Source organism: Rhodopseudomonas palustris, from assembly GCF_034479375.1.
Taxonomy (GTDB): domain Bacteria; phylum Pseudomonadota; class Alphaproteobacteria; order Rhizobiales; family Xanthobacteraceae; genus Rhodopseudomonas; species Rhodopseudomonas palustris_M.
Map to the genome: position 1 here is coordinate 84,501 of NZ_CP140155.1, position 17,256 is coordinate 101,756.

At 62.9% G+C, this 17,256-nt stretch carries 18 protein-coding genes; 13 read left to right on the top strand and 5 right to left on the bottom strand.

Features of this window, described 5'->3' with window-relative positions; all coding sequences use genetic code 11:
* Nucleotides 1–120: 120 nt before the first annotated feature.
* The 8 genes from SR870_RS00420 to SR870_RS00455 all read left to right on the top strand — a co-directional run bounded on the left by SR870_RS00420 (nt 121) and on the right by SR870_RS00455 (nt 8,696).
* Nucleotides 121–429, top strand: coding sequence for a hypothetical protein (locus SR870_RS00420; RefSeq protein ID WP_322516088.1), 309 nt, complete (start codon nt 121–123; stop codon nt 427–429).
* A complete protein-coding gene (locus tag SR870_RS00425) occupies nt 417–734 on the top strand; it encodes an NAD(P)-dependent oxidoreductase (protein ID WP_322516089.1) in 318 nt (105 codons plus the stop codon). The genes SR870_RS00420 and SR870_RS00425 overlap by 13 nt, the downstream gene beginning before the upstream one ends.
* A 257-nt stretch (nt 735–991) precedes the next feature.
* Complete coding sequence (locus SR870_RS00430; protein ID WP_322516090.1) at nt 992–1,375, top strand: Hpt domain-containing protein; 384 nt, start codon at nt 992–994, stop codon at nt 1,373–1,375.
* Between the two features lie 5 nt (nt 1,376–1,380).
* A complete protein-coding gene (locus SR870_RS00435; RefSeq protein WP_322516091.1) occupies nt 1,381–3,492 on the top strand; it encodes a cellulose biosynthesis cyclic di-GMP-binding regulatory protein BcsB in 2,112 nt (703 codons plus the stop codon).
* Nucleotides 3,493–3,499: 7 nt separating this feature from the next.
* On the top strand, nt 3,500–5,380 hold the full coding sequence (locus SR870_RS00440) for a glycosyltransferase family 2 protein (protein ID WP_322516092.1): 1,881 nt from the start codon (nt 3,500–3,502) through the stop codon (nt 5,378–5,380).
* Between the two features lie 56 nt (nt 5,381–5,436).
* Nucleotides 5,437–6,843, top strand: a complete 1,407-nt coding sequence (locus SR870_RS00445; protein ID WP_322516093.1) for a hypothetical protein — start codon at nt 5,437–5,439, stop codon at nt 6,841–6,843.
* Nucleotides 6,844–6,889: 46 nt separating this feature from the next.
* On the top strand, nt 6,890–7,852 hold the full coding sequence (locus tag SR870_RS00450) for a response regulator (RefSeq protein WP_322516094.1): 963 nt from the start codon (nt 6,890–6,892) through the stop codon (nt 7,850–7,852).
* Nucleotides 7,853–7,907: 55 nt separating this feature from the next.
* The gene (locus SR870_RS00455; protein WP_322516095.1) at nt 7,908–8,696 is read left to right on the top strand and encodes a hypothetical protein; all 789 of its coding nucleotides are present in this window, start codon (nt 7,908–7,910) and stop codon (nt 8,694–8,696) included.
* Here the strand turns inward: SR870_RS00455 and SR870_RS00460 are convergent, their stop codons facing one another.
* From SR870_RS00460 to SR870_RS00480, 5 genes are read right to left on the bottom strand one after another with little or no spacing between them, the layout of a single operon-like run.
* Nucleotides 8,697–9,740 carry a glycoside hydrolase family 113 gene (locus SR870_RS00460; RefSeq protein WP_322516096.1) on the bottom strand — a complete coding sequence of 348 codons (1,044 nt, stop codon included), beginning with the start codon at nt 9,738–9,740 and terminating at the stop codon, nt 8,697–8,699.
* On the bottom strand, nt 9,737–10,432 hold the full coding sequence (locus SR870_RS00465) for a response regulator (RefSeq protein WP_322516097.1): 696 nt from the start codon (nt 10,430–10,432) through the stop codon (nt 9,737–9,739). The genes SR870_RS00460 and SR870_RS00465 overlap by 4 nt, the downstream gene beginning before the upstream one ends.
* Nucleotides 10,429–12,750: a PAS domain S-box protein gene (locus SR870_RS00470; RefSeq protein WP_322516098.1), complete on the bottom strand. Its 2,322-nt coding sequence runs from the start codon at nt 12,748–12,750 to the stop codon at nt 10,429–10,431. Before SR870_RS00470 ends, SR870_RS00465 begins: the two co-directional genes overlap by 4 nt.
* Nucleotides 12,747–13,364, bottom strand: coding sequence for a helix-turn-helix transcriptional regulator (locus SR870_RS00475; protein WP_322516099.1), 618 nt, complete (start codon nt 13,362–13,364; stop codon nt 12,747–12,749). The genes SR870_RS00470 and SR870_RS00475 overlap by 4 nt, the downstream gene beginning before the upstream one ends.
* Before the next feature lie 14 nt (nt 13,365–13,378).
* Nucleotides 13,379–13,849, bottom strand: a complete 471-nt coding sequence (locus tag SR870_RS00480) for a response regulator (protein WP_322516100.1) — start codon at nt 13,847–13,849, stop codon at nt 13,379–13,381.
* 241 nt (nt 13,850–14,090) lie between these two features.
* On the opposite strand from SR870_RS00480, the gene SR870_RS00485 reads away from it, so the two are divergent.
* The 5 genes from SR870_RS00485 (at nt 14,091) to SR870_RS00505 (ending at nt 17,049) form a co-directional block, all read left to right on the top strand.
* Nucleotides 14,091–14,285: a hypothetical protein gene (locus SR870_RS00485; protein WP_322516101.1), complete on the top strand. Its 195-nt coding sequence runs from the start codon at nt 14,091–14,093 to the stop codon at nt 14,283–14,285.
* Between the two features lie 136 nt (nt 14,286–14,421).
* Nucleotides 14,422–14,877 carry a response regulator gene (locus tag SR870_RS00490; RefSeq protein ID WP_322516102.1) on the top strand — a complete coding sequence of 152 codons (456 nt, stop codon included), beginning with the start codon at nt 14,422–14,424 and terminating at the stop codon, nt 14,875–14,877.
* Nucleotides 14,878–15,082: 205 nt separating this feature from the next.
* On the top strand, nt 15,083–15,328 hold the full coding sequence (locus SR870_RS00495; protein WP_322516103.1) for a hypothetical protein: 246 nt from the start codon (nt 15,083–15,085) through the stop codon (nt 15,326–15,328).
* Between the two features lie 93 nt (nt 15,329–15,421).
* Nucleotides 15,422–15,904 (top strand): Spy/CpxP family protein refolding chaperone, encoded by a 483-nt coding sequence (locus SR870_RS00500; RefSeq protein WP_322516104.1) that lies wholly within the window; start codon nt 15,422–15,424, stop codon nt 15,902–15,904.
* Between the two features lie 959 nt (nt 15,905–16,863).
* On the top strand, nt 16,864–17,049 hold the full coding sequence (locus SR870_RS00505) for a hypothetical protein (RefSeq protein ID WP_322516105.1): 186 nt from the start codon (nt 16,864–16,866) through the stop codon (nt 17,047–17,049).
* Nucleotides 17,050–17,256: the final 207 nt, after the last annotated feature.

The following is a 17,256-nucleotide window of genomic DNA, read 5'->3' on the forward strand; positions in this document are numbered from 1 at the left end:
TGGAGCCAACAAAAAGACAGCCTCTGCGGCGTCCTGACGCAACGCCCAGACCCGCGCCGTCGATGGTCGGGTGCCTGCTATACCTCGCATTCGAGAGATTCCATGATCGGAGCTCGGTCAATGAAAGTCGCGGTGTTCAACACAAAGCCATATGATCGGCAGTTTCTGACCGCGGCCAATGCCAAGGATGGGGACAGGCACGAACTGCATTTCCTTGAGCCGCGCCTGGGGCTGGATACGGCGCAATTGAGCGGCGATGCCGATGCGATCTGCGCGTTCGTCAACGACGGGCTCGACCGATCCGTCCTGGATAGGTTGAAGGCCAACGGCGTCCGACTTGTAGCGTTGCGTTGCGCCGGCTTTAACAATGTGGACCTGATGGCCGCCCGCGATTCTCGGGATCGCGGTGGGAGCACATGGTCGCGCTGATCCTTTCCCTCAACCGAAAGATCCATCGCGCCTACGCGCGGGTGCGCGAAGCCAATTTCGCTCTGGAAGGATTGCTCGGGTTCGATCTCAAAGGACGGAGCATCGGAATCGTCGGGACCGGAAATATCGGTCAGTGCGTCGCCGGCATCATGGCGGGATTCGGTTGTCGCGTGCTGGGTTTTGATCCTCAACACAATCCCGCCTTCGAGGCGCACGGAGGATGCTATTTGGGCTTGGAGGAGTTGCTGTCGAAGTCCGACGTCATCACATTCATTGCCCGCCGACTCCGACTACTCATCACATGATCGATGAGACCTCAATCGCTGCGATGAAAGCCGGGCGTCATGCTGATCAATCCCGGACGCCCGCGGGGGCGTCCCCCGAGATACTCGATCACGATCGGCCCTGTCGCGAAGATATAAGTATTAGAATCTATAAGATCATGGAACGATGTAAGTAATAGTCTGTAATTAGAGTAAGTAATACGTACATATGAAGTCAAAAATACGACTCGCGGCGGAGAATTCAAGTATTATTAAGTGAAGCGTGCGATCCATGATCCATGGCAAGCTCGCAAGCACAAGTCGCCCAGGATGCGGAGTTCACGCGGCGACTAGCCAAGATCCGCGCCCGTTTCATTTCGAAACTCGACGACACGATCAGATCCATCGACGACGCCTCCAAATCGATGTCGTGCGATCTGAAGGATTCGGCGGCCGTCGTCGCGCGGGCCTACCGACAAATTCACGATGTGTGCGGCATCGCATCGACCGTCGGCCTGATCGCGGCCGGATTGTCGGCGCGCGCGCTCGACAGCCTTCTGGTCGATCCGTTTCGCGCGCAGCGCGGGCTGACCGATGACGAACTCACGCAGTTGAAGGATGGCCTCACTGCGCTCCGGAGCGCCGCGCTCGCCGACATTTCACATGAGACAGTTCAGGAGTGAGTAGTTTGATACGATCCTCTGTACGCATTCTGCTCGCCGCGGGTCTGACCGCGACCGTCCTCTCCTCGGCGAGATCCGAGCCGAAGCCCGTCCTCGCCAATCGTCCGACGGCGGCGCGCGCGCAACCGCTGCCCCGCAATTTGGTGGCGGTCGTGCCCGAGGTGCGCGAAACGCCCGCCGATCCGCAATTGCTGAAGTCGGTTTCGGTCGGAGTGCTGTTCGCCAATGTCGGCTATCCAAACGGCTTCCGGTTTTCCAATCTCGGCGGCCGCCGCGAGATCTACATTCCGGTGCCGCAAGGCATCGAACTGAGTCTCTCTGCCCTGAACCTGGTCTTCGACGACGTCAGCGCCCATGACGCGCGCCGCAGCCTCGAAGTTCTGGTCAACGATCGATCGGTGTCGGCCGTCGCGCTCGACGGCAAGAGCAGTGCCCGTACCGTCCATGTGCCGCTGCTCGGCGCGGTGGCGCGCGACGGCTTTCTCAAGTTGTCGTTTCTGTATTCCGGCGCCGCAACGCAGGATCGTTGCATCGACGTTCGTTATGTCGGCGACAGCCTGACGATGCGACCGGAATCCGCGGTGGAGTTCGAGCTCGGCGTGAGCGGTGCGCCGAGTATCACCGCGACCGCGGCGCTGATGCCACAGAATGTCGCCATCCTGCTGTCGAGCCCGCGCCCGCCGCCGGTGGATGTCGCGGCCGCGTTGACGCTGGCGCGGTCGCTCAGCGCCAACGGCCGGCAGATCAGCTTCTATCACGGCGTCGAAAACCTGCCGCCGCTGGTGAAGCCCGACGACCGTCGTCAATGGATACGCGGCCTGATCGTCGTGGGCGGCCTCGATCGCATGGTCGGACACATAGATGCACCACTACCGACCTTGGCCAGCGCTACCGCAACGGCCCCGATCGAAAATACGCTCGCCGCCGGCAGGATCGGCGCCATTCCGATGCTGATGCTGACCGACGCCGCTTCCGCGCGCGCCGGCCGCTTGATCGGAAATCCCTCTCTCGCGGCGTTGCGTGACACGCCGTCCGCCTCGGTCGGGCACGTCACGTCGCCGAACGGCCCGACCGAACGCGTCAGTTTCGATGAACTCGGCCTGGTGCCGGCGAAGGCGGAAGTGTTCGGCCGTGCCGATCTCGCCGTCACCATCACCAACCGCATGCTGGCGGGCGGCACAAGGCCATCCCGGATTCTGCTCGATGTGATGGTTGCGCCGGACGGCGCCGGCGAAAAGGCCGTCGTGAGCGCGTTCGTCAATGAGCGACTGATCTCGAGTTCGGTCGCTTCGATCGGCGAGCCGACTCGGCTCGATTTGTCGCTACCCGAGGGCCTGGTCGGCGCGGTCGCGAACATTCGCGTGGTGGTCCAGCGTCGAAGCGCGCAGGGCGACTGCAGGTTCGAACCGCAAGGCTATCCGGCGGAAATCCTCGGCTCGAGTTCGGTGATCCTCTCGCCGACCGGCGCCGCCGCCCAGGACTTTTCCGACCTGTCGACGTTCTGGGCAAACGGCGTCGAAGTGCTGGTGCCCTCCACGACGGCGGTGAAGCCGCTCTCCGTTCTGCCTATGCTGGCGGATGTTCTGAACGGGCTGTCGCGCGAATCCGCGCCGATCGCCGTGCGATATGTCGACGCTGGCGCTGCACCGGCGCCGACGGCGTCCTTTATCGCGGTCAGCAATCTGGCGCCGGTCGGCGCCGAGCAACGGGTCAGCTTCGATCGCGGCAGGGTGGCGATCGTCGATCGCTCCGGCCGAACGCGACTCGATGTCGGCGGATTCACCACCGGCGCAGTGGCCCAGATCGTGACCGCAGGGGAGTTTCCGGGACTCTGGATCAAGCCCCTCGGCGCCGACAGCGCGCTTCCCGTCGCGCCAGCCGTCGACCTCGATCGCGGCGATGTGGCGTTTCTCGACAAAACCGGCGTCGCCTTGGCGATGTCGACGGAGCGCGACACCTTGCTGCGGGTGTCCTATCCCGATCAGCGATCCTGGCTGAATTCGTTCTCGCGCTTCCGGTCCTGGATCATCGGCGGGATCTGGGTTCTCGTCACGCTGGGCCTGTTGTTCATTCTGCAAAGAGTGTATCGGCGCCGCGCCCTCGCCGCGGACAAGTGAGGGACGGATGCAGCCGCTCTCGCCCTCGGATCTCGCCCTCGGTGACCTGCTTGTCGCCCGCCGCGTCCTCAGTCTGCAGCAACTCGACGAGGCAGTCGGCCTCGCCGAAGCGTGGCATGTCCGGCTCGGCGACGCGATCTTGTCACGTGCCTGGATCGAACCGGCCGTGTACTACCAGGCGGTCGCCTATCACTACGAACTGCCGTTCGTCGATCTGATCGGCGATGCTCCGGATCCGTCGCTGCTCGCCGCCGACGAGGCGGAGGTCTACGCCCGCCGGCTGACGATGCCGTGGCGGATCCGGGATGGCCGGATCGTGATCGCGACCGCGGAGCCTGGTCCCGACGTCGTCCTGTTCGCACGGCGGCGCTGGGGCAACGCGATCGAATTCGTCGTCGCCTCCAAATTCGACATCGTCTGGGCCGTGCAAACGGCCTTTGCCGATGCGCTGTCGCATCGCGCAGTGTACGACCTCGCCGAGCTCGATCCGGACATGTCCGCGCAACAGGTGTTCTCGCCGGCCCAGGTTCTGTTGGGATACCTCGTCGCGACTTGTCTCCTGGTCGGACTGGCGGTCGCCCCGATCGCGACGCTGATCGCGGTCAATCTGATCCTGAGCTTGTTCTATCTCGGCAATTTCCTGTTCAAGGGAATTCTGGTTTCGGTCGGAGGCGCCCGCTCGGTCGATCGCGACGAGGCCATCGCGATCGCGGCGCGTGCGCTCAGCGACGACGAACTGCCGGTGTTCACGGTGCTGGTGCCGATGTATCGTGAGCCGAAAATGCTGCCGATGCTGGCGCGCTCGCTGCGCCAGCTCGATTATCCGCTCGGCAAGCTCGACATCAAATTGGTGCTGGAAGCCGACGATCACGAAACCATCGAGGTCGCCAGCACGCTGGGGCTCGAAGGCATTTTCGAAGTCATCCGGGTGCCGCCGTCCCATCCCCAGACCAAGCCGAAGGCTTGCAACTTCGCGCTGCAGTTCGCCCGCGGCGAATTCCTGGTGATCTACGACGCCGAGGATCGGCCGGAGCCGGACCAACTCCGCAAGGTGGTGGCGACGTTCCGGCAGTCGCCGGCCAACACCGCGTGCCTGCAATGCCGGCTGAGTTACTTCAACGCCCGCGAAAACTGGCTGACGCGGATGTTCACGCTGGACTACGCGCTGTGGTTCGACCAGATGCTGCCCGGGCTGGAACGACTCAACGTTCCTATTCCGCTCGGCGGCACTTCCAATCATTTCAAGATCGACGTGTTGCGCGAGTTGCACGCTTGGGATCCCTTCAACGTCACCGAGGACGCCGATCTCGGCGTTCGCCTCACTCAAAAAGGCTATCGCGTCGGCGTGGTCGATTCGACCACCTTCGAGGAAGCGAGCTGCCACGCCGGCAATTGGATCAGACAACGCTCGCGCTGGATGAAGGGCTACATGCAGACCTTCCTGGTTCACACCAGGCGTCCGCTGCACCTGCTGTTGAGCATTGGTCCTCTCGGTTTTCTCGGCTTCGTCTTCTTCATCGGGGGCACCGTGCTCGCCGGGCTGATCAATCCGGTGTTTTGGTTGATGTTCGCGATCTGGCTGATCGGACTGACCAACGGTGTGGATCAGTTGTTTCCGGAGCCGCTGCTCTATCTCAGCCTGTTCAATCTGCTGGCCGGCAACGGCGCTTTCATCTTCCTCAATATGCTGGCGCCGATCCGAAGAGGGTGGCTCAATCTGATTCCCTACAGCCTCACGGCACTCGGCTATTGGATCCTGATCTCGATAGCGAGCTATCGCGGCCTCTGGCAATTACTGCGAAATCCGTTCTACTGGGAGAAGACCGACCACGGGGTGTCGAAGCACGTCGTCCGAGAATTGGCGCTCGGACGGGAGACGACGACATGAGGCGGGCTCTCCCGGTTCTGTCGATTGCACTGCCGACATTCGTCACCGTGCTGCTGATGGCGAAGATGGCCGCGACTGCGGGTCTGGTGCCGGAGGATGCGATCACGCTGTGGTCGAATGCGATCACTGCGAGCGACAGCCAGATGCCGATCGGGCGGGTGCTGGCGGCCTATCCGACCATCCCGTTCCTCGCCACGACGTTGCTGGAGTCCGTCAGCCCGATCGGCATATCGGCGCCGGTGTTGCTGACCGCCTGCGTGTTGGCGGCGTTGGCGAGCGTCTGGCTCGTTTCCTTTCGCCGCGCCGGACTTCCGCTGCTGGCAGCCTTGACGGCGACGGTGCTTCTCGCTTTGCATCCCGCGCTGCTACGGGCGGCAATCGCCGGCCCCGCCGAGATCATGCTCGCTGGATTTCTATATCTGTTGAGCCGCTCCCTCTACGACATCCGCGCTCGCAGCGCCGCACCGGAAGTGATGGCTGTCGCGCTCGCGATGCTCGGACTGACGTTCACCCACCCGATGGGCGCCGCATTGGCTTGCGCCGCGGTTCCGCTGCTGGTGTTCGCGCTCAGGCCGGAATTACTGGCGGGATCGGTCATCAACCTGATTGTCGCGTTGGTGTTTCCGACGCTGTTCTGCGTCGTGGCTTTCACCTACATGTCGTGGGTCTTTCCTGGAAGCGGCTGGAGTTTTCTGGTCGCTCCGTCCGAAGGTCTGGCGGCCTGGACCGTCGGCTTCTCCCGATTGTTCGGCCGTGGCTTGAGCGGCTCGCTGGCAATCGACGCGGGGATCGCAGTCGCGGTGGCGCTGCTTCTGGCGGCGCCCGTCGTTCCGGTCGCGATCGGCTGGATCTTGCGGCGGCGACCGCTGGTCGGACCGCCCGTGGTGATCATTGTGATGACGATGGCGGCGGCCGGCATTGCGGTTGTCACCGGCCTGTTCGGTGATCCGGCCGCACTGGCCGTGATGCCGCCGATTCTGGCCGCCGTCATCATGGTGCGCGTGCCCGTGGTCCGTGAGCGACTAGCCTTCGCGGTTGCGTTGCTGGTCGTGGGATGGATCGGAGGCATCGCTGGTCTGGTGATCCTGGATCCGCGAGGCGCCATCAACGTCAGCGTCGCAATGGACGGCGGGCGCATGGATACGGAGCGGGCCGCCGCCATCAACCTCGGCAACGCGACGATCGGGCGGGACGGCATTCTGGTCGACACCTTCAGCGCTCCGGCCGTGGTGTTGGGCCGCGGCCGCGCAAAGGGACTGCTTTCCCCTTCCGACGATGCGTTCACCTTCGGGGTGCGTTTCTCCAGAATCGAGGCGCCGTTCATCGCCGTGCCGGATCCGCTGGTAGGAGCCGGTGTGCAGGACCGCCTCAACAAGGCGTTTCCGACACTCTACTGGCGCGGCGCGCCCGGCTATCGCGTGGTCTACCAGAATGCGAACTGGAGATTGTTCGCACGCGACTGATGCGGCCCGGAGTTACCTCGCTCCGGACAAACAGGGGACACTCTGCATGCGAATTCTGGTCATCGATGACAGTGAAGATGGACGCGATGTGGCGGAAGCCATGCTGCTTGCCGCGGGGTACGAGGACATCCAGACATCCGAATCGGCGGCGGATGCGTATGAGCTACTCGCGGTCGGCAGTTCGACCCCGACCAAAGCGTCCCCCGTCGATCTGATTCTGATGGACATCATGATGCCCGAGGTCGACGGCATCGAAGCTTGCGCCCGCATTCGCGGCGAGCCGCATCTGATGGATGTGCCGATCATCATGGTGACGCTGCTCGACGACGTCGACAGCCTCGCCAATGCGTTCGTGGCCGGCGCCACGGACTACATCACCAAGCCGCTCAAGCGGGTCGAACTGCACGCACGGGTTCGTTCCGCGTTGAAGTTGAAGTCCGAACTCGATCGACGTCGAGCGCGGGAACGGGAGCTGTTGGAATTCTTATCGACCTTGGGTGACCGCCGGACGTCACACTGGATCGATGAAGGAACCGGACTGATCGTCGGGGAGGTGGCGGAAGCCTACCTGATCGCAGAGAATCATGCCATCGGCGACATGTCCGTCATTGCTCTCGGCGTCGATCGGCTCGAAGCCTTGCGTCAGACCCGTGGCGATGCGGCAGCGGCGGACATCGTGGCCCGCGTGGCCCGCTTGATCAGAGCTACGACAGCGACGGTCGGAGTCGTGGCGGCCTCCTATCGCGATGGCACCATCGTTCTGATCGTTCCTGAACTGCCGTCTCAGCGCGCACTCGACCTCGGTGAAACGCTGCGCGCCGCGGTGTTCGATCTTCGGATCGCGAACCCAGAAGCGGTTTACGCCGATCACGCCACCGCGAGTGTCGCTGTCGTCACCGGCCGGGTGGATAGCAGTACTGAAAGGATTCATCTGCTGACACGAGCGATGGCGGCGGCGCGTCGCGCGGCTGCCGAAGGCGGCGATCGCATCGTGAGTGAAGCCGCCTGATGCTGTCGCGGTCACGCGCCGCCTTGAAGGGGAGTGCCGAGTGGTGTGCAGACGGGTGGGGCTGGCAGTGTTGATTGCAACTGGCGTGACGGCGTCCCAACCCGCGGCGTTCGCCGGTTCGTGGACGCTGCAGGAAGGTCAGGGTTACGGCTACGTCACGGCGACCGCCAGCGCGGCAAACGCCGCGTTCGACGGCGGCGGCTCGCAGCGGTCGATTCCGCGCTACAGCAAGGCCGAGTCGCAGGCCTTGATCGAATATGGTGTCACCAACTGGTTCACCATGATCGTCACACCGTCGCTGCAGCACGTCGACATCGCCGCGCCGGTCGACGCCAGCCGCACGGGACTAGGCTACACCGATGTGGGCGGCAGGGTTCGCCTCTGGACCGGCGGATCTTGGGTGGTATCGGCGCAGACGACCTTCCGTATTCCGGGCACCTTCGACAAGTCCAACGTGGCGGCGATCGGATACAGTGATCCCGAGATCGATGTTCGCGGTCTGGTGGGATACAGCACCACGCTCCGAGGGCTGCCGGCCTTCGTCGATGTCCAGATCGCGCAGCGGTTCAGGCTGAGCGGCCCGCCGGACGAATTCCGGGCGGACATCACCTTCGGCATTCGGCCGCAGGAGCGCTGGTTGTTGCTGGCGCAATCATTCAACGTCGTTTCGGAAGGAACGGGAAGCTGGGGATATGCGAGCTTCGCGTATCACAAGTTACAACTCAGCGCGGTCTACGCGCTGACGTCGACGCTGTCGCTGCAGGCCGGGGGCTACACCACCTATGCGGGGCGAAACGCTTTGCAGGAAAACGGCCTGGTGGTCGGGGCATGGTTCAGGTTCTGATCAGGGCTTGCCGCAGATTCCGGTCCAGGCGCAGGACAACACGGCTTGCGCCGGCTTGCCTTGCACGGTGAAATCGGTGTCGGCGGCTCCGCCGGCCGCGGGGTCCGTGAACCAGCGCCAGATCATCACGCCGCTGATGGACGGGCGGTCGAGCGCTGCCAGCCAGTCGGCGATGACATCGGCCTGCAATTGCTGATCGGGTTCGGCGACACGCTCCTCGGCACTTTCCCAGGGCTTCGCCGTCGCGCCCTTGGCCGATCTCAGACCGATTTCGCCGACCAGGATCGGCTTGCCGACGCGGCGCGATAACACTTCGAGACGGTCGGCGACGGCGCCCATTACGATCAGCCGTCCGGCGCGATCGTCGTCGGCGCCCAATGGTGGATAGAGCGACACGCCGATCGCGTCGAGCAACGGCCAGAAGGTCAGCGCTTCGGCCTCTTCGACATTGTGCGCGACGTAGAACAATCGCCCGGGGAAGAGTCGGCGAGCGGCGGCGATCAGCTCCATCCACTCCGGCCGGTGGCTGGTCTTCTTGAGTTCAGTCCCGATCGCCAGACTCTCGGCGCCCTCTTCGGCCGCGATCCGCGCGATGCGCTCGAGTTCGGTCCGATAGCGAGCGAACCACATCCGCCACGCGGGCTCGGAGTTAGGCTCGACCGCGCCGGCCCAGCTATCCGGCACCCAGACGTGAGGTTTCACGACGACGGACAGGCCTCGCCGATGCGCTTGGCGGATCGCGATCCGCAAGGTCTGGTCGGGCATCTCGCTACCCGAGCCGATCTCGGGGCTCGAAATCGTCGGTTGCCATAAGAACGGAACAATCGCTACGGCGCGCGCACCGAGCTGCTTTGCAAGGCTCAGTGAGCGTTCTGCGTCGGCACTTCCGAACGGATGGCCCGCGGTCGCGACAATGTTGAAGCCGTCGATCCGCTGCGCGGCAACTCGATTGGTCGCTGCGATCGTCAGCGCCAGAGACAAGGCCGCCAGCAGCAGGGAAGAACGCCGAGATCGGGCGTTCGTTGTGCCCGGCGCACCCCTCAAGGCACGAGGTTCTCTAGGGCGTCACGCGCCGTGACACCTGCGAGCAGCAGATCGAGCGAGCGATGCACATTGCCGAAGTGGTCCGCTCCGACACCCCCGTCGTATACTGTCTGTTCGAGCTCGGCCGCGAGGTCACCAAGATGCGGGAATCCAAACACCCCGCAGGCGCCGGCGAGCCCATGAGCAATCTCCCCGATCTGCTTCAAGCTTGCTTTCCTCGCCGTACCCGTCTTCAGATCTCTCGCAAGTTTCTTGAGCCTGGCGACGTCGTTGTCGAGACGGTGCAGAAAATCGCTCTGCAGGCGCGCGAGCTTGCCGTCCACCGGTTCGATGTGGGAGCGGACCGAGGCCGCGAGCGTCATTGGGTCGAACGGCTTGGGGATGACGCCGACGGCGCCGAGTGACCGAAACAGGTCGAGCTCGCGGGTCTGGGCGCGCGCCGTCATGAACACCACCGGAATGCTCGCGGTGATCGCGCTTGCCCGCAGGCGGGCCAGCGTTGCCGGACCATCCATACCCGGCATCATGACATCGAGCAGGATGATATCGGGTGGCCATTCGGCGGCGACGGCGACGGCCTCCGAGCCGGATCCGCAACTGCGGGTGATGAATTCGGAATCGAGCCCGAGCGAAATGGCAGCGACTTCGCGAATATCCGGCTCGTCGTCGACATGGAGAACACGAATCGTCATGCGTCCTCGCGATGTTCGCGATCAGCCAGGCAGTCCCGCACCGACGCCAGCAGCAGGTCGAGCGGTGTGCGGGATTTGACCAGGGTCTTGTGCACCTGCCGGTCGGGTGCCAGTTCGACCGGGCTGGTGCAAAAAATGATGACCGGGATGGCTGTGCCGTCGGCGTCGCGCAGATCAGGCATCAGCTCGAGCCCGGAGTGCTCGCCGACCGATATATCCAGCAGGACCATATCGACCGGATCGACCGACAAGATGCGTCGTGCGTCCTGGAGAGACTCGACCGATACGATTTGGGCGGCCGAACTCAGGGCATGGGCGACGACCGCGAGTATGTCCGGGTCATCGTCGAGGTGAAGAATTCGATACTTTGGAACCGGCGGTTCGTCGACCGGACGCTTCCATGCCGGCAGATCGACACAGAACACCGTCCCTCCGCCGGCCGCGTCTTCGAAGCTGACCCGGCCGTTGAGCCGTTCGACGATCTGCTTGACGATGCTGAGGCCGAGGCCGGTGCCGCCTTTCTGCCTCGCATCGGTCGCGTCGGCCTGAGCGAATTTCTCGAAGATGTGCAGCCGGAAGGCCGCTGGAATTCCGGAGCCCTGGTCGCGAACCGAAATGCGGACAAAGTCGTCGTGCCGGTCGACCGCGACGAGGACGTCCCGGCCAGGCGGGGAAGCTTTGATCGCGTTCGAGAGCAGATTGGTAATCACCTGAGCCAACCGATCGGGGTCGGCATTGACGTCGCCGCTCCCCGATGCGGTGGTAAGCCCGACGTGCACGCCGTAGCCTTCGGCAAATCCGCGGTTACTCTCGATCGCTTGCTCGACGATGACGCGCACGTCGATGCGGCACAGATTGAAGACCACGCGACCATCACCGAGTTTCTCGATATCCAGGATGTCGTTGATCAGGCGCACCAGCCGTTGACTGTTCTTGTAGGCGATGGCCACGAGCCTCGCCGCGGGCTCCGGGAAGATGCCGACCCATTGCCCCACCAGAAGGCCGAGTGAGCCCGAGATCGACGTCAGCGGTGTGCGCAATTCGTGGCTGACGGTCGCAACGAATTCATCCCTGAGGCGCTCCATGTGCTTGCGCGCGCTGATCTCCCGGATCGCGGCGGTCACCAGGATGCTGCCTTCGGTCTCCAGCGGGCTGAGCATGATCTCGATCGGAAACTCGCTGCCGTCCTTGCGCCGGCCGGTGAGCTCGATCCCTGCGCCGATGTGCTGGGCCAGCGCGTCTTCCCTGGATCGCAAGCGGTCGGCGATCAACCGCTCGGCGAATCCTTCGGGGATGATGTTCGTCACCTTCTGTCCAAGCAGTTCGTCGCGCCGATAGGCGAACTGCTTTTCGGCCTGCAGATTGAGCAGCACGATCTCCCCGGATTGATTCACCACCACCATCGCGTCGGGCGCCGCCTCCAGCAACGCCTGGTATTTTCCCTCCATCTGCACCAGGTGCTTTTCCGCGTCTTTGCGCTCCGAGATGTCGCGTATGGCTGCGGTGACCAAGACACCCTCGGGGCTGTCGAGCGGGCTCAACATGATCTCGATCGGAAACTCGCTGCCGTCCTTGCGGCGCGCGATGAGTTCGATGCCGGTTCCGATTTGCTGGGTCCGTGCATCTTCCGCGGTTCGCAGCTTGTCGGCGATCAGCCGCTCGGCAAACCCCTGCGGAATGATGTTCTTGACCTGTTGACCCAGAAGCTCGTCGCGGTGGTAGCCGAATTGCTGCTCGGCCTGAACATTCAGAAGAACGATATCGCCGGACTGGTTGACGACGACGATCGCGTCCGGCGCCGCCTCCAGCAGCCCGCGATATCGTCCCTCCAACTGAGCCAGTTGCTGCTCGGCTTCATTGCGTTGGCTGGCATCCACGATCACCGCAAGGAGGAGCGGATCATGCTCGACCTCGACAGGCGTCAACCCGATCTCCACCGAGAACTCGATTCCGTTCTGCCTCAAGCCGAAGAATTGCTGCCCTGCTGCGATGCGGTGGGCCTCCGGGCGGCGTCTGAACAACTCGCGGTGACGGAGATATTCCGCACGAAGGCGCATCGGAATCAGCATTTCGGCTGCTTGCCCGATCAACTGCTCCCGGTCGTAGCCGAATTGCCGTTCGATCTCGGCATTGACCATCACGATCCGGCCGTCGCCGTCCAGCATCAGCATGCCGATCGGGCAGGCCTCGACGGCCAAGCGAAATGTCTCTCCCGCGAGCCGTTCGACGGCGGCACTCCGGCTTTCATGGCACGTGATCGGAAAGTCCGCGAATTCCGGAGCCCTGAATTCGCCACGGCCATTGCCGGCTCGGCTCATGTCGCGTCGCTGAGCGCGATACGAACCAGATCGGCTGCGTTCCTGGCTCCGATCTTCTCCATAACGCGCGCCCGATGGACCTCGAACGTTCGGGTGCTGATGCCGAGCTGGTGGCTACCTTCCTTGTTGGAAGCGCCTCCAGCGATCAGTGCCATCACTTCGCTCTCCCGCGGGGTCAACGGAGGTCGCACTAAGACGGGCGCCCGAGGCGAGTCGGGGCTGTTCAGCGTTCGCCGCCAGGACTCGAGGGTGTTGTTTCCGCGGGGGATCGTGCCGTCCGGGCCCGTGAGGCGATCGCCGGAGTAGTCCAGGCGGTCCATGATGTCGCAAGCGCGCTTGGTTTCCCGGATCGCCGATTCGAGCAACGATCCGACGCTGCCGGTCTCGGGAGGCGCAGCCGACGATTCGATCCGGTGCTTGATCTCGTAAAGGTACAGAAGAAGTGCGGTGAGCGGTTCGTTCATCTGATGCGCGATCGCCGCTCCGACTTCGTCGGCCACCCACATCGACGCCGACGACACCGGCTGCGTCTGGCTGCCGTCGAGACCATGGTTGCCGTATTGGCGCGCGACCGCCGGGGACGGTGCATCTGATAGTTTACGCTTCAAGGGCATGCGTTGGTCCTTTCTCAGGGCTTCGATTGCGCAGTGCGATCAAGGGCAGCGCCCTGAACCAGGCATGCATCGATGGCAGACATGAGTTCCATCGGAGAAAACGGCTTTCGCAGCACCGATGCGGCCCCGAGTTTTCGGGCCATCGTGAGGAAATCGAGCCGAGGCCCGTCGGCCCGGAAGCGGAGGCCTGAAATTGCGATGACGGGAACCCACGGTGATGCCCGATGGAAACGGGAGATCATGCTCAGTCCATTCTCGCCCGGCATGAAAATGTCGGCAACGACCAGATCGAATCGGATGCTGTTGAAGGCGTCCGTCCCCGCAATGGCGTCGGCGGCATAAGTAGTCCGATATCCTCTGAAGTGCAGCAGCGTATCGATCGCTGCGCCGATCGACGGGTCATCATCGACGATGAGGACGGCGGTCATCAATGCAACGGCCGAAGGAACCGGCGATCCGATGCGCCACGATTCCACATCATGCATCCCCCCATTGAAGCGTCTCCGACTGAATCGGTGTTACTCTTGCAACCAAGCCGCTACCCGTCTGATCAAAAGCGATCATAAACAGTGGGACATGTACTTACAACGTAGTGGAACTCGTACGCATTGGTGCCGACTGGCGGACGGTCGAGCGCGCGACTAATTTACGACGCATCCGTCAGGATTGATTCGATTTGCTCCTACCGGATGACGTCGATGGGTTTCGATCATTGAAGGATTTGCGATGAAGCAGGTGTCCTCGAACCTCGATGCGGCAGTCGTGTTCGCCCCGGATCGTCTGGCGGAACGGGACCGCGTGATTGAAAGGCTGAGATTGGAAAATCGAAGGCTGAAAGGTCTCGTCGTCAGTCTGTCCCAGACTATTCTCAGGAACGTCGTTGCAGGCGGCCCGGACGGTCCGCATTCCGCAATGTCGTAGTGACAAGACGGGCGCACGTATATTGTTCCCGTCGGAGTTCGCGGAGGCTTTGCGAGAGAGGCGTCTTCCGCCAGGTCCTGGACACCGCGCAGGGCAAGTCGAGTGAAAGCGACGTCCGCAGAGACGAGGTGGTGCAGTGTATATTCTCCTTGTCGACGACGACAATGACGTGCGAGCCGCTATGGGCGGCGTATTGGCTGATGCCGGGCACGACGTGACGCAGGCAGAAAACGGCCGCGAGGCCGTTTCGATGGCGGTGGCGATGAAGTTCGACTTGGGGATCGTCGATATCTTCATGCCGACGATGGATGGATTGGAGACGATTCGGCATTTTCACAGGTACCTGCCACGCCTGCCGATCCTGGCGATTTCCGGATTGCGTCTTCGTGGCGGTGCGTCCGCCCCCCGTTTTTTGAATGCCGCGATTGAATTCGGGGCTATTTGTGCCCTTTCGAAGCCCTTCTGCTCGAGAGAATTGCTTTGCGCTGTGGGCTCGATTGATCATCTTGTTGTTGCGGACACTGCGGCATCCGCTTCGACTGCGCGATGCGACAGATCGTTCTCCAGTGAGGGGGCGTCGGCACCGCCGTGACCCGCTGAAAATCCGACAGTTCGGATCCGGATTGCGGGCGGCGGTGCGACAGTCGCTCCGCCGGATCATTAACTCGTCGTGCGTGGTCCGTATTGACCAGTAGTGCTGCGGCCGATCGTTCAAGGATAGCTCATCACCGCTCAGCCTTTGGCAGACATCGGTGACTGAGAGTGCATTTGCTCCCGCCTCATCGTGGAGATGCATCATGCCCCTTTTCGATCAGGAAGAGTTCGTCTGCGCGCTGGCAAAACGGTGGGGCCACGGCTTCCTCAACGATCCGGACGGCCTCTTCTGCGCCTTCGAATTCCCCTCTTGCGGGGGCTGTCCTAAATCAGTCAGCGCCGGCAAGACCTCAGCGGCTTCGTTCCGTGACCCGATGAAAGTGCAGGCGTGGCGCGACTTTGCTGGGCTGCTGCCGGTCGACGAAGGGGGAGGCGTCCACTGCGATTAGTAGCCCGCGAGCCGTGCGCCTGGAGCGTTTGCACGCGTAGTGGAGATCGGTGGCGATCACGGTCGTCTCAATCGAGCCATCCTTGAAAGGAAAATGATCATGCGGAAAACACTCATCGTTCTGACCACCGCCGCCTTGCTGACGGGCGGCGCCGTGACCGGAGCGGCGATCGCACGGGACCGGTCGGACCGCGCCGTTCGCACGGAATTGACCGAGAGCCAGATGGCCGACAAGGCGGCGGCTCGCGCAGCCCAGATGAAGGTCGATCTTCGCCTCACGCTGGATCAGGACAAGCACTGGGCCGGCTTCCAGGCGGCGATCGTCGAGGTTTGGAAAACCCGGGCCGAACAGCGGGCCTCCTGGCGCAATGCGCGCGCCAACCAGACCGAGCAGCCAGGCAAGGAGAATCTGATCGATCAGATCCGCAAGGATGGCGATGCTCAGATCGAGCGCGGCAATCTTCACAAGAAACTCGCCGATGCCGCCCAGCCGCTCTACGAGAGCCTCGACGAGCAGCAAAAACAGCGGTTCGCCGAAGCGCTGGCGAGCAGGGGGCGCTATCGGCACTCCGACTGAGGGAAGTGCGCGTTCCGACCGGGCCGCCTCGATGGCGAGCAGTGTCACGGCTGCTCGCAACGCCCGAGAGGAGTTCTGTCTCCCACAGTTCTGTCTTCAGCAGTTCTGTTTCCGATGGAATCAGCATCGGCGTTCCGGGACGCTCACCACAGGTGCAATCTCATGGTGAAGAGGCGCGAAGCGCCGTCGCGAACCATGAGCCGCCGGCACTGCGTCGCGCCGATCCTTCGAGACGCCGGGTTTTGCCGAGTTCATCGGGTTGAGGGGCGGTACAGTTGGCAAGGGCCACGCCGTACTGACTATTCCGCCGCAGCGCATCCAAGGACGCCCGGATCGTTGATCGGGTGAGTTACTTCCGGGGACGGCCTCGCTTTGCAAAGCTGACGCCGTGGCAATCGGCCGCAAATTGCAGAAAGCCGGCTTGCTTCAAGGCCTCGGACCTCCGTGGCCCCGGCTTCATCTTTCGCGCAGCTTCGAGAGCATCTGCCGCGATGGCATCTTGTGACGTAGCGGACCGGTCGCGCGCTCGCATGTGTCGCTGCGCGCCTGTTGCGGCGGGAACCGAGTCGGTCGCGTTCGAGCTCGGATTGGTGCGCTCCGCATGATCTGCCATAGTCCGCTCTCCCCTGGAGTGGCGATGATCGCGCGCGAACCGGACGTCGGTTGCGCGTCCTGATCATTTCACTCACGAAAGAACGGCCTTGAATGGTCGGTATTGCTCTTCGCTCGATTTCGAATGGTCGGTGCAATGGAGAAGATCCAACGCCAGAGAATGAGTCCGTGGCGCTCGGTCTGGGAGACTGTCGGGCGGTCGGAGTGTCGCAGGTCGACGAATCGGGCCCGGCGCCATTGGAGGTTCCAGATTGAAGTAATTGCGGAATCCGTCGCCGCTCGGTGGTGTGGGCCACCGACGCGCGCGCGGAGCCGTGCAACGACAGTCCTCTGCGAGGAGAACTGTTGTGTCTACAATCGACGATGGGCGGAAACACGATCTGGAATGCGCGCGTCTCGCAAACGAATTCATCCAGTTATCGCGCGGAACATTCAATCCGGAACTGAAGGCGCACTGCATTCGAATGGCGGCCTACTGGACCGACCAAATCGCCGCAAGCTCGCCGGATGATCCATCCGACCCGACCGCCTAGGATCGGCGCCGCGTCTGAGCGTGCGCCAGCCTTGCCGCCAGAATCCGATTTGCGACGAGATACTTGCTTGTTCTCTCCGCTCAGGATCGTGGTCGGCGCGAATTGTCCAATCGCCGGTTGTGAGCTGTTCTGCTCAGCATTGTCGTGACTACGCGCCCAAGGAGATCGTGGCAGAAAATCTGCTCCGGATTTAGGATGCGGCCGTCC